Source organism: Arenibacter antarcticus (genome assembly GCF_041320605.1).
Classification (GTDB): domain Bacteria; phylum Bacteroidota; class Bacteroidia; order Flavobacteriales; family Flavobacteriaceae; genus Arenibacter; species Arenibacter antarcticus.
Window position 1 is genome coordinate 1,313,606 of the sequence record NZ_CP166679.1, and the last position, 14,154, is coordinate 1,327,759.

The 14,154-nt window shown below is 32.9% G+C and carries 10 protein-coding genes; all 10 read right to left on the bottom strand.

All coding sequences use genetic code 11. The features are described 5' to 3' along the window. Positions 1-170: 170 nt before the first annotated feature. Positions 171-1,532: an McrC family protein gene (locus tag KCTC52924_RS05420; protein ID WP_251807653.1), complete on the bottom strand. Its 1,362-nt coding sequence runs from the start codon at positions 1,530-1,532 to the stop codon at positions 171-173. Continuing rightward, positions 1,525-1,815, bottom strand: coding sequence for a hypothetical protein (locus KCTC52924_RS05425; RefSeq protein WP_370671518.1), 291 nt, complete (start codon positions 1,813-1,815; stop codon positions 1,525-1,527). The genes KCTC52924_RS05420 and KCTC52924_RS05425 overlap by 8 nt, the downstream gene beginning before the upstream one ends. Then, the gene (locus tag KCTC52924_RS05430; protein WP_370671519.1) at positions 1,781-3,247 is read right to left on the bottom strand and encodes an AAA family ATPase; all 1,467 of its coding nucleotides are present in this window, start codon (positions 3,245-3,247) and stop codon (positions 1,781-1,783) included. Before KCTC52924_RS05430 ends, KCTC52924_RS05425 begins: the two co-directional genes overlap by 35 nt. 39 nt (positions 3,248-3,286) lie before the next feature. Beyond that, entirely contained in the window at positions 3,287-3,904 is a 618-nt protein-coding gene (locus tag KCTC52924_RS05435; protein WP_251807651.1) for a hypothetical protein, read from the bottom strand. 82 nt (positions 3,905-3,986) lie between these two features. Beyond that, complete coding sequence (locus tag KCTC52924_RS05440; RefSeq protein WP_251807650.1) at positions 3,987-4,925, bottom strand: hypothetical protein; 939 nt, start codon at positions 4,923-4,925, stop codon at positions 3,987-3,989. Further along, positions 4,912-6,816, bottom strand: coding sequence for an AAA family ATPase (locus KCTC52924_RS05445; RefSeq protein WP_251807649.1), 1,905 nt, complete (start codon positions 6,814-6,816; stop codon positions 4,912-4,914). The genes KCTC52924_RS05440 and KCTC52924_RS05445 overlap by 14 nt, the downstream gene beginning before the upstream one ends. Before the next feature lie 7 nt (positions 6,817-6,823). After that, complete coding sequence (locus KCTC52924_RS05450; protein ID WP_251807648.1) at positions 6,824-8,182, bottom strand: restriction endonuclease subunit S; 1,359 nt, start codon at positions 8,180-8,182, stop codon at positions 6,824-6,826. Beyond that, positions 8,175-9,806 (bottom strand): class I SAM-dependent DNA methyltransferase, encoded by a 1,632-nt coding sequence (locus KCTC52924_RS05455; RefSeq protein WP_251807647.1) that lies wholly within the window; start codon positions 9,804-9,806, stop codon positions 8,175-8,177. Before KCTC52924_RS05455 ends, KCTC52924_RS05450 begins: the two co-directional genes overlap by 8 nt. Then, on the bottom strand, positions 9,803-12,874 hold the full coding sequence (locus KCTC52924_RS05460; protein ID WP_251807646.1) for a type I restriction endonuclease subunit R: 3,072 nt from the start codon (positions 12,872-12,874) through the stop codon (positions 9,803-9,805). The genes KCTC52924_RS05455 and KCTC52924_RS05460 overlap by 4 nt, the downstream gene beginning before the upstream one ends. Before the next feature lie 566 nt (positions 12,875-13,440). Beyond that, on the bottom strand, positions 13,441-14,001 hold the full coding sequence (locus KCTC52924_RS05465; protein WP_251807645.1) for a BfmA/BtgA family mobilization protein: 561 nt from the start codon (positions 13,999-14,001) through the stop codon (positions 13,441-13,443). Positions 14,002-14,154 lie beyond the last annotated feature (153 nt).

A 14,154-nucleotide genomic window follows, 5' to 3' on the forward strand; every position in this document is an offset into this window, starting at 1 on the left:
AAAGACAAGCAGCTAACATCAATATCCTATAAAAAGCACTAGTCCATCCCGATAATTATCGGGACATTAAAGTAAATATTTTATTTATTAATAATCCATGATATGATTTTGGGGTGTTAATTTTGTAGCCTACACATATAATTACTAATTAAATAATAACAAGCTCGTTGTTAAGACAAACTTAAAGATTTAAGAATAGCCCGCACCAACTTATCTTTTGTAAATTCAAAATCCAAAGCCAATGATGCCTTACAATCATATGATTCCTTAAATAAATCAAAATTGATTATAGGTAACTGAAACGATTTAACATGGATTAATTGATCCACTGCTAATTCATCAATTATTGATAGTTCTGAATTTTCGGATTCTTCTTTATTAACTGTATTTGGATAATACAATATAATTTCATTAGCCTTAAACCTTACCGCATAGGCTAGCATTTGGTACAAATCATTTTGAGAAATGCCTTTTTTTTGGTCAGAGTCGTCAGAGTAAGCAATTTTGTATTTGGTATCAGCAATAAGACTTCTATTACCGAAGGTCAGGTGCAAATCTGGTCTTAATTTAAAATTCTTTTCTTCATCTAAATAATTAATACCTATTTGAGATTGTGCTTTTATTTCATCTATTTCTCTATCCATAAAACCAAAAATAAAATCTTCAAACACATATTCCATTGGCAATAGAAACGCAAAAATTTTTAAGGAATTTTTATAATTAAAAGACACACTATTATCTAAAAACAACACGCAATAATCGCGAATGGTTTCAAAGTTTGAAAACATCGGATTAAATGACATTCGCTTCATTTTATCTACTGATACATTAACATCCTCAACTTCATCTAGAATAAACAAAATATCGTTTAAAAAACGTCTGCTTTGGTTTTCTTTAGTAGCAGACAACAATAGTTTAGACACAAACTTTAAGCATCTATTAAACTCATTGTCCATTTCAAAAGCATCAAATTCGCAACTAATTTTATGGTGTCTTCCTCGTGCTAAATTATTATTGTTATAGGTATTAAAATCTACGCGGCCTTTTACAAAGTTTAATTCCCTATTTACTTCAGTATACCTTTGATAAATGGAAGAATTAATAAGTTCTCGTGTGTATTTACTAAACAGATATATTAATATCTCAAAAAAATCTGCTTTTTCACTATTCAATCCCGAAAGATAATTTGGAAATTTAAGTCTTCTACAATAGCTTAACCACCATAATACATGCCTATTTATAGCCTTTACATCATTAGTAGTCGTTTCGCCTTCTTTAAAGAATATTTTTGGAAGTAAATTGATAGTTTCACCTTCAAAATGAATAACTCCAACATACTTATTAGACTTTAATGTCTTCGTTTTATGCAGAAATTGAATAAAGCGTTGTTGTTCTACTCTATTTTCTTCGTCATTAAAGTAATAACTGGATTTTTCTCTTTTTGCCCAAATACTATCAAGAAATATTTCTAAAACATCAAAATGTTTTTCCTTGAACTCCTCACTATTTTTATATTCAAAAAGGTTAATCATTTGGTAGTATTTCTAAAGGCCAATTGTCAACCTTAAAGCCATCATCCTTTAAAGCTCCTATCATTATTTTCTTAACTTCATCTTCATCATTCATATAATATTCCAACATTAATGGAATAACTTTATTATTGATGGTGATTTCAAAATCGAAAGTTTCATTTTCATCGCACATAAAATAAGAATGTCCAATAGTAAAATCGTATCCCTTACCCGAATCGACAATTAGCCTATTTAATTTTTCTAAAAATTCAGCTTTGTGGATTTTTTTTGTCTGGTATTTCATATTTGGGATACATTGCTTTAAACTCAAAACGACGTCGTAAGGCAATATCTAAAAGTGCAATAGATTTATCTGCAGTATTCATAGTACCAATAATATACAAGTTGGACGGTACAATAAATGGTTCACCAGATGGTAAGGTTGCAGTAATTGGTAATTTCCCATGAGACCGTTTATCTTTTTCAATAAGTGTTATAAGCTCTCCAAAAACTCTAGAAATGTTTGCCCTATTTATTTCATCTATTATTATGACATAATTTTGCTTTTCAACAGGCAGTACGTCTCTTTTTCCTTTTTCTAATAGGAGCTTCAAAATAGGATTGTAATATGGTTGCAAGCCTCCTAGTATAATATCATTAACACCTTTGTCATACATTTTTCTTAATGTATTGATACTAAGAGTATGCTTAGAATCACCCTGATTCTTTCTAAATTCTATAGATTTCTCTCCAACCTGCGTAATGTAAAATGAGGTTTGCTTCATTTTTATTTCAAGCTCCTCTACCTTTCCATCGTTTAAAGGTTTTATTAATTCATAAAATACCTTGTCAAATTCTTTTTTTGCAGATTCAGGATTTTCAGAATCTTGCAAGTTTTTAAGTGCTCTATCGGCTATTTTTTTAAATACACCGTCACTCTTAAAAAAAGATAACTCACCACTTGCTTCTGTATCCGGACGTAAACCTTGAATAAAATCTTCGTAACTATAGTTTTGATGAAAGGTTATAAACTCAATACGTCCGCCTAAATGATTATTAAAAACTTTTTGAGCATCATCATAATTAATGTATTCGTCTTGTGTGATTATTTTAGCAGCTTCTAAAATGGTATTATAAGTTTTTCCAGTTCCTGGTGGGCCGTAAAAAATTTGGTTTAAAGATATTTTTGGCATGTTATTATTTTTTGAATAGGATTTTTTTCTAATTCTGTATTCATTAATTCTCTTTATTACCTGCTCAAATTTCTTATCTGAAACAAGAACCGATTTCTTGCCACTAATTCTAAATTTATTCAAAATCAGTTCATAATTATTATCCAAAAAAGAGTAGATATCGGAAAAGTCACTATCACTTATATTCCCAATTTTGACATGATATTTCGTTTCTCCTACAGATTTAACTCCTTTGAAACTTTTCGCCAATGCTTTATAGCACGCGATGAGTTCTTTGTCTTTTTCTTCATTAAATACAATCTCCAAATGGCAGGAGTAGCCATTTTGAATTGGAATTATGGTAATACCTACACTTCTTGTTCTATTGCTCCCACCACTAGCATTGATAAGACCAACAAAAGCGTAGCTATCATTACCCTGAAACCAATGGCCGCTCTCGAAACGTTTTCCGGTACCGCTTCGTTGACGGGTAAGGAAATTAAAATTAGGATGAGTTTCCCTATACTGAAGTAGTTTCTGCAAAATTGTTTCGTGGAATGTCATCTCTAATGTGATTTTAAAATTTTCAAATATAATTTATGATTAATGCCTGCCACAGTGGGGTTTAAAATGCCTAGCGACTGCTTTTTCAATAAGTTTTAAATAGTCATCCCCCAAATTGCTAAACTGAAATACTTTTAAGGTAATATTTATATCCAGACCACTTGCATAACTACATAATTGTAATCCCTGGGTAGCATTCGTACCATAATAACCTAAATGTTGATTTATACGACCAGCAATGTTAGAGTGTTTCTGTTTTGTATATTCACCCTTGCCAGTCCGAACACCTACATAGATTACATTACTTTGGGAACCTTCATAGTTTTTTAAAGCTTTTGCCGGAACAGTTCTATACCCTACCTCTTTTTTATTCTCCCTATACGTATTTAGCAAACCAATAAGCGTATCCCTTTGTTTCTTATCCTCAATTTCAAACCAATAAAGACAATGGTTTTTCATTCCATCTAACTTTTCAAATAAGTCGACAAATGATTCTCTTTCGTAGGCTTCATTAACACCTTTGTTATACTTTTCTAAGTTTTTAGTGTTAAAGGTAAATGTAAAACCAAAGGGATGATTTATGGACTCATCCGTGACCAACTCTACAATCTGACTAATATGATCATTAAAAGTATTTGTTAAGTTTTTTAAATCCATAACTGTAAACTATCTTGAATTTCCTGTTTAGTATAAAATACTTTAAGCCTTTAAAAACATGACCAAATTAAAACAGCTTATTTTAAGTTATTATATTTAATTCTTTAAGTAAATCTTTCTTAAGCTTACTAAAGGGCCTTTGATTGAAATTATCTTCAATAAAATGAACGCCAAAAACAATTCTATACACTTCTTCATATGAAAGTCCAAGTTTTTTATAGGTTGAAAAAAGCTCCATGAAGTATCGTTGCGAAAACTTATATCTAATATCGAATAAATCCTTAAGTTCTTCTGAATGACCCGACATTACAGCTGATAATTTAAATATATCAGAAGTTTTCTTGATTTTAACACCATCAATTAAACTTAATGCTTTAATATCTATTTCAACTTCTAAATTTGATTTTTGCCCAAGAATAGATGAAACATTATGAGGAATAAACTTATAACTATATTGATTAATATAATTGTCAATATATGGGTGCATATAACCACTTAATGTGAATTCCTTTTTTCCTTTTAAGGAAGAGTTACAAATAGTACAACTAGGTATTAAGTTGTAAATTGACAATGCTAGTAAAGGGTTTTTAGCTTTATCAAAAAAATGGTCAAATTGAGGACGTGTTACTTTTTCATCTCTCTTTGTACCTTTTACAACTGTAATTGTGTACATACGATTGCAATATAAACAAGTACGCACATCAAGATTATTTGCTAAATCATATGCATCATAGAGCCTAACACTTTTGCTGCCAAATTTCTCATAATTAAAAATTGCCCTAATTTTTCCCAATACAATTTTACTTTCGGAATAAGATTTAAGCCTTTTAAATCTGGTATTCAATTTTTGAATGACATCAGGAGTTCCTGTAATTATTTCATATAAGTTATCATTTATATATGTTTTCAACTCCCGGTTAATTGTGGAAGTACTCAAACTTTCTATTAAGTAATCCTTATTTAAACAATTAATATGAGTAGAAATTACTTTAGGTCTAGATGCTAAATCAAAGTGAATCATAATCGTCGCCTGTCTGAATTTTAAATTTTTGCTTAAGATTTTCTATTTGATGTGTAAGAATTTCCTTTGAAAAATCAACATTCATTTTCTCAGAATACATTTCGGAAAGCTTTTGTTGAACAATGGGTTCATCAATAATTTGAATTAATTTTTTATGATATTCGTAATTTTGAATATCCTCCTTATTTCTCAACCAATCAATAGTGTTATTAATTTTTTCTTTAGCAAAATCACCTATCAAACCATCTTCTACAAAAAAAGAATCCGCAAGTATTTCAGTGATGTTTGCTCCGAATGATTTTAATGGTCTATCCTTATCATCTTCATCAAAAGCCTTAATTGTTTGATCATTTAACCTTTTTAAATAAGATATTTTGTCATTAGGCAAATCTGACAGAGTAAGTGCGTCGTGAGTTGAGAATATTATTTGTATTAAAGTATCCTGTTCCCAATCAGCAAACAATTCTTGAATGGTTTCATTTAAAGTCCAAATGAACTTTTTTTTCCAAACGGCATGATATGCATGCTCAGGTTCGTCTAATAGCAATAAATAAGATTCCCTAGTATTTTTACTAGAATTGCTCGTAGTTACAAATTGGTATATTGAGCTATATAAATTTAGAATTGAAAGTTCTCCGGTAGACATTTTTCTTGTTGGATTGACATTGAATACCCTATACTTAAAATTTAAATTTTCAAGTGTTTCATGAACATCCTCATATAGCCGAAATAGTTCTTTTAAAATGCTCAGGGTAGTTTCATCGCTAACTTTTAATTTTAGTTCAGATTTATTTGTGTGATTTTGAAAGATTTGATTGTTTAACTTCAAAAAGTCATATAATAAAAAAATTCTATGATATTGAAGTATAACCCTAATTGCTTTATCCTTAATCTTAACAAAATCAAACCCACCACCTATTTGGGAGATTTTATCTGCTCGAATGTTATAGATTATGTCATCAATATTATTGAATTTAATCCCTGATTTTTCCTCTAAAGAATCAAATAAAGGACCATCAATATTATCCAGGCGTTTTTTAAGAAATAGCTCTAATTTTTTATCAAAGTCGTCTTGATCAAGGATTTCATCAAATCCAATTTTAAAGCCATTGTTATTTGTTTGCGCAAAAATGTCATCAGTAACTAAAAGAGTTAAAATAAAAACTTCAAAGTTGGTAAGAAACTCCTCATTTTTATGAATCATTTCTTCATTCAATTGCCCATAAGAGTCCCACAACATGTTCAGCTGCTCTTTAATGGATTGACCTATGGTTGCATTTCTATAAAAGTCATTATCCAATAATTGGGATTTTGAAACATTATTAATTGAGATTGAAACGTCATCATACAAAGGGAGTTCCGGGTATTTATTTTTTAAAGACTCACCTTTTTTATAAATAAAAAAAATTTGTCGTAATATAGTATCATAAAAATATTCACTAAGACTGTCATTAATTTTGTTTGATTCAGAAATTGGACTATTAAAATCTATTAAATTATAATCAAGAACGTTAGAATAATATAGCGGAAAAGGACTTTCTTCATGGTTAATACTTTCGAAATCAAAATCCCATTCAATTTTGTTTTTCGTAGCATTCTGAACAAAAATTTTATTTCCCTCGCCATAAATTGCCAAGGCATTAGATTTTGGTTCTTGATTCAAAACTCTCATCAAAGAAGTTTTTCCAACACCATTATTTCCAACAATAGCACTAATATTAGAAATACCTTTACTATAAAATTCCTCTATAAAATTTATATTATTTTCCTTTGTAATTTTTAAATAATCTTTCTCTTTATTAAACTTAAAAATGAATCTCCCTCCAAAATTTAAATATATTGGTTCTTTATAAAGAAAATGGTCTTCGATATATATAGCTAAAATTTCCATTTTTACTCTATGTATTTATGTCCTCTTCCGCCACCATCCCCAACTCTTCCTCTGCCTCACCAACAGTAACCTGCCCATTCATAAGCATGGGCAACAACCAATCGCGTAACTCGGTGAGTTTTTGGTTTTCTAATTCTATTAAATCTTGTTTTTTAAATATAGGTTTCGATATTTTATAATACTCTTCCAATATTTCTGGTTCTGGAATTGAAATAGAAATTGTTCTTAAAGTTGATGCAGATACTTCTTTAAACGTTGAACCTGAAGAATTGGCTTCAATTTTAGGAATTAAATTTTTAACACAGTAAAATATAAATTCTGGCGAATAACCTTTTTTCGGAACAAACGATTTAAACCCTTGATTCGTGGTAACTTCTTCTCTAGAAATAGCTAAATACCCAATTGGCGCACGAGAACTTAATAAGACTGTTCCTTTTGGCATAATTTTAAGTGAAGCCCTTTTTATTCCTTGTTCTGTAACATCCCATTCTCCTCTTGTAATAAATTTATTCCCTTTATTTAATGATAAATCTTTGGGTGTTATCCAAGACATATGTCTGTCGGATGTAAAATTTTCAATTATCGCCTTTGAAGGTGTGCTACCTCCAATAATTGTTGATATTGTTTCAAATGTTCCATCTTTCCACCCCTCAGGAATCTCACGTTTTAATTGCTCGTTATATACCATCTTCCCATCAGAAGATTTATAAGGTTTACCATTGGCAGCGGGTTTACCCTGAGCGAAGTCGAAGGGAAAATCGAACTGTACAAACCAATAATCGTAAAGCGTTTTTGCCATCGCTTCCAACTCTTGGTTTATTTTGTTGTTAACTTCTATTTTGGCATCTAAATCGGAAAGAACTTTGGCTATTTGTTTTTGGATGTTTATTGAAGGGAGGTATAACGGAGTTGATTTTATGACATCTAAAACCAAAGTGCATCTTTGACCACTACCACCTGCGTTATTTTCAAAGTATCTTTTTGCGAACTTTGTTTGGAACCAGTAATTTAAAAATTTTCCACTTAATTTATCTTCATAAGGGGTAAATAGAGCTAAATGGTATCCCAAAACAACATCATTAAAATCTTCGGAAATATAAGTTGGAATTCCTATGTCATCTGGCTTTTCACTGTCTTTAGTTATTGCAACCTGGCCTTCTCTTAAAATAAATTTCTGATATTGATTTTCAGAGCACGATGCAACCATAAAATCGATTGCCCTATCTGCATTGATAAATGAATTTTTGTAGACATCCGTGTAGTTACATAAGCGTATAGTACGTTCATTCGCTTTTGTTTTTTTGTCAACATTGCTCAATTTAATATCTGCAACATCTTTCAATTTAAATTGTTGCCAATTAGTCATATCTCAATGCCTTTAAATTATCCTGTATATCTTTTTCCAGTTCTTTACTTTCAGCGAAAAGAATATTCAATTTGCTATTAAACCCACTCATTTGAGCTTCAAAATCATCGACCGAAATATCTATATATTCGATTTTAACTTCAAAATATTGTCCAGCACTGAGACTGTAGTTTTTAGCTTTAATAGCATCATAACTCACCACAACCGAAAAATCGTCTTTGGCTTCTTTTTTAATAAAAGTGCTGATGATTTGGTCTTCTTCTTCATCTGTTAATACCGTTTTTTGGTTTTTACCTTCTTTAACAGTGGTTCCTAAATTAGAAGCATCAATCAATACCACATCACCTTTATTGGCAGCATCTAAAAACACGATGGACACATTGGTGCCTGTGGTTGCAAAAATATTGGATGGCATACTTACTACGCCTGCCAGCATCTTGCTCTCCACTATTTTTTGGCGTATAGTTTTTTCAATTCCAGATTGTGCTGTAATAAAACCTGTTGGCACTACAATAGCTGCTTTTCCTGTTCCTTCTTTTAGCGAATAGATAATGTGCTGTAAAAACAAAGTGTAAATAGACATACTTTCCTTTTTCTTGGCAGGAACATTGGGGATGCCTGCAAAAAAACGGGCTTTGTTTTCTTTTTTGTTTAGCGTATCCACATCATCACTAAAATCGAGCTTAAAGGGTGGGTTGCTTACAACGTAATCAAACTGACGCAACTTGTTGTCCTTTTTGTGATATGGGTCGGTCATGGTGTTGCCCTGGATCACATTTTCTATACTGTGTACCAAGTTGTTCAACACCAAGTTTAGCCGTAATAGGTTGGATGATTTTTGAGAGATATCCTGTGAATAAACCGTACATTTTTCTGGACCAATGGCGTGTGCCAAGTTCATTAAAAGTGTTCCCGAACCTGCGCTGGGGTCATAAATGGTAACATTACTAGTTGGTTCTGGCACTAAAATGTTGGCGATAATTTTTGAAACAGCGTGTGGTGTGTAATACTCGGCATATTTACCACCGGCATCTGAATTGTAATCTTTTATCAGGTATTCAAAAATGGTAGAGAAAAAGTCAAACCCTTCGCCCATAATATTCTCAAAATTGAAAACAACCAGTTTGTTAAATAGGGCTACCGCAAAACCATCGCGCTTGCTGCTTACATATTCGGTAAGGCGATCAAAGAGTTGTATTTTTTGGCCGTCTTCGGTCTTTACCGCAAACAGATCGTTGTTAAGTATTGCAATATCCAACAAGGTATCGTCTACCGTTTTGGCAAAATCGGGTTCGTTCTGTCGGTCAAACAAATACCCGATCAAATGGTGCGGTTTTAAAAAGGCGGTGGCTTCACCCAATTGAAATTGCAACATACTATAGTCACCTTCTTTCATTTTGGCAATATCGGCTTCCCAATTTTCGCTTTTTGCCAGTTCTGGTTTTAGCTTCTTTACTTCATAGGCAAACTTGTCGTTTAAAAACTTGTATAAAAATATTTGGCTAATAATTTTAAATTCGTTGCCGTCGTTTCCTAATCCATAGCTGGCACAAACAGCTTTAAGCTCGTCTATAAGTGCTTTTGTTTTGGTCACAAAGGGCTGGTTGTTAATCTCTTTCGTCATGCGGTTTTTCCGTGGTATTCGTTAAGGTATTCTTCTACAATCAGGTCGCGTATAAATTCAACGGTTTCAAAGTCCATAGGGGTATCCATAGCGGCATTAAACTCGTTAAAGACCAATTTGGCTACGACGCGGGCAAAATAACTTTCGTTATTTAAACTATCGTTTCTATCTAGTACAGCAATATCGGTTTGTTGTTTAATTTTTTGTAAAGCTTCAATAATGGCAGTTTTTAATTGAGAAGGTTTGCCAGCTTCTACCAATCTTTTTTGAACACGGGCATATTTGGCATCGCCTTCATATTTGTCTTTCAATAAATCGTTACGCCGGTTCAATTCTTTTATTTTCTCATGAATAGATTTTAATGAGTTAATGTTGGTCTGCATTTCGTCTTGGGACACTTCATTTAGGTTTTTATTGTCAAATAAGCGACGTAATTCTTCATACAAACTTATCCATTCAGGGTCTTTAGGGTCGAAATTGCCACCTAAGGCTTCCCTTGTTTTCTTGAGAATATCTTTTAATTCGCCTGCAAGTACTAATTCGCTTTCTCCAATCTTTCGGAAACCGAATACAATGTCCTCTAAAGCCATGTTAAGAAGATTTCCGACTTCTTCGTTTTGCTCTAAAGCATCTTTGGCGTTGATTAGGGCTAGATGATTGGTGGCTTCTATGCGAAGTTCGCCTAATTTTCTGAAATCGATGCGATCTAACAATTCATATTCACCAACCAAACGAATGATATTGTATAATGCACGTGCATCTTCCAAGGCTTTTTTAATGCGTTGCATTTCGCCATGATCGTTAATTTGGGAAATTTGTGAAGAAAAAATCTCTGCATTTTTTAAATCGAAATCAGCCAAGGCCTCCTTTATATCACGAATGGATATTTCCATTTCTTCACGAGACATAAACAAATTGGAATAGCTTTCCATTTCATCGCCTAAAACATCTTGAAGTTCTTCAAAATAGGCGCGATTGGTTTTATCAAATTCTTTAGAAATATCTGCAAAATCAACGACATGTCCGTATTTGTAATTTTTGTACTTACGATTTACACGTGTTAGAGCTTGCAACAAGTTATGCGCTTTAATTACACGACCTAAATAGATTTTCTTTAAACGTTTGGCATCAAAACCAGTTAATAGCATGTTGTACACAAACAAGATGTCTATTTTGCCAGCTTTAAAATCGTCACGCCACGTGCCAAGTTCCTCTTTACTACCAGAATCGTAAAGAATAAGCGCCGCTTTTTTAATGCGATAATCTTCTTTTAGAATGGTTTTATATTTAGAACCAGGTTCGGCTGCCATTGGCAAAAAATCTTCCGTTTCAGAATTGGCATAAACCTCATTGAAAATACTGAATAACTCCTGAGCTTGTTCACTACTGTCGCAAATTACCATGGCTCCAATGGAAGCATCACTATTGCGTTGCCTGAAATCTTGAAAATCTTCAACAATGTAATCCAGCATAGGTGCCACAAAAGATGGATGTGCGTATACTAACTTTTTATTGGCATCACCTTTTTTAATATCTAAATCGTCCAGAATTTTTTTAAACTTAACCTTATACTCGGTTTCAATTTCCTCACGGATTAATTTAAGCGTATAACCATCAGCAATGGATTTGTTGTAATAATATTTATGAATATAATCCCCAAAAAGATGCTTAGATTTTAATGTGTCACCGATAAGCGGTGTGCCTGTCAATCCTATTTTTATAGCATTACGATCCGATTGCTCCAAATTGGCTAGAAAACTACCTTCAGGATTATAGCTACGATGTACTTCATCTAAAAAATAAACCCGTTGAATATTTATATTATAATCTGTCGTGGTACTAACACATGGATCATCTTCAAACTTCTGAATGTTGACTACTGTGATTTCACGCTTGCCTTTGTCATTATTGACAGCAGTTATTTTCTTTAAGTCGGCCACAAAGGCTTCACGAGAATTTACCGTATGCACTTTCAATCCACGTGCTGTAAATTCATCCCTAGCTTGGGTCAACAAATCCAAACGATCTACAATAAAATAGAACTTTGGGATAATATGTTGTTTCTGGTAATAATCGGTCAGAAAATGCGTGTTGTAATACGCTAATGCTGTTTTACCACTACCTTGTGTATGCCAGATAATGCCTTTACGGATACCTTTATCCAATTTTTCTTCAATTGCCTTTGTAGCAAATAACTGTGGATAACGCATAATATGCTTTTCCAGTCCATTATGCTCCCTTACATAAGCCAAACTGTATTGCAAAATAAACTTCAGTCTATCCTTGGAAAGCATTGAAGTTAAAATGCGATTGGTTGGGGAATCAGAATTTTTATTGGTTGTGTATTCGGCACTATTTTTTATAGCCTGGTAATTGGTGTCTTTTAATAAGAAATCTTCAACATTATTCTCTAAAGGTTTTAATTCCTGTGATAAATTAAAACCAATTTCTTCTCTGAAATAATTAAAAATAGGTTTGTGATAAGAAGGCGAAGCATAAAAAGCACCCTGCCATGGTTCAATCTCGTTATCATCATAGTCCATGTTATTGGAAAAGATCATGAACTGCGTAAGATTTATAAACTTTCTGAACTTTTTATTCTGAAAACGCGAATTGATACGATCACGTTCGGCTAAAACACCATTCCGATTATTAGGTTTTTTAACTTCGATAAAAACCAACGGCATGCCATTTACTAATGCAATAACATCGGGTCTAAAGTTATCTTCACCGTTTTTATACGGCAACTCTGTAACCACATGAAAATCGTTATTTTCAAAATTCTCGAAATCGATTAGTTTTACTCCTGACCTATTCGTGAGCATTTCAAAAAACACTTTACCTAAATCTTCGTTTTCTAAAGCTAAACTAACTTCTAGGTACAAACGTTTTATATCTGCATCGGTAATCCCTTTGTTTATTTTAACAATAGATTCTGTGAAAATGTGCGTGAAAATGTTGGTCTCATCGTCCCATTCAGCATCCTTTAGAGATAGATACTTATACCCTAACTGTGTAAGGTGTAATATTGCAGGTAGTTTTACTCTTGAGTCTTCGTTGAAAATCATTAACTATTAAATTTCTTTAATACATTGGAGGGGAACTTTTGCAAAACTTTAAATATAGCCTTTTAATATAAAAATCCTACAAGTAAGTAGCTCCAAATTATAATTTCTCTTGGCACATAACGGTAAAATTTTACAATAATTCTAAATTCAAATCTCAGGCAGTTATTAATTCTTTAATGATCTAATTCCTAAGCGAGCGAAGCATTCTATCTTCCGAATGATCAACTTCAAACTTGAGGGTCCCCAAAAACTAACTTTTAAAAAACGGACACAACCCCAAATCTTACCATCACTTACCTGCGCCTGGATCCTGTCCGATTTTTGTAGTGTTCCGGAAGATAATCGTAAAGCAAAAATCGGATAGGGCGCACCTGCTAAGGTAAATTTGGAACATCATTTTTTTTGATCCGTGGCAATAACCTTGCGTTGGCAAAGTTAAAGGCCTAGTTCGTTCTTTCTACGCCCTAGGCTTTTATGTGCGGTCCTGAGGAGATTGGAAAATCCATAGGTTTTTCAACTTCCGCAGGGACTGGATTTGTTTTTCGAATTCATCCAATAGGGCTATCCTATGGCAATTCTTTTTCTATTTTTATCTTAAGCTTTTCAAAATCTTCCAGAGCCATGTCCAATTGTAACCTGGACTTCCCAAAACTGCGCTTCACCAATTGTACCTTGTTCAAAAGAGCAATAAATTCTGCCCTGTTCTGCCTTAGGTCGCGTTTTAGATTGGTATATTTTCTTTCCATCACAAGGGCCTCCTCCACCTTTTTAAAGAACCTATCCCTTTCTGGGTCGTCTTCCCCACCCTCCATCAATAAGGGAGCTTGTTTCCGTTTCTTTTGGGCGGAGTGTTCAAATAAAAGTTCTATCATGGCCTTGGTCGGAAGTACCCCATTCTTTTCCATATTCTTCATCATGGCCGCCATAGCATTGAACCTTTTTTTGATCAGGTTTGTTATGGTCCTTCCATTAGGTCCAAGAGATTCCTTTGGGGAAATCTCGTTATAGAAAAAGAAATCCAACATCGTTTGCAGTGCCTCCGTATGGGTCTTGAAAAACCGCCTCGAAAATTTTTGGAAATCCCGGGCTGTTTCACTCTTAAAGCGTATACTTTTAAATGAGTTCATAATTTTCTGATTTGTCGCAAATTCCTCCCTAAAAATGGGCGCTAACAGGCCATTTGACGCAAATTTGTAAAATCGAATAATTAAATATTTCTCTAACCAATTAACAATCAATATGTTGTGAGCTGAAATAAATGCGTAACGTGGCTTTGCCCG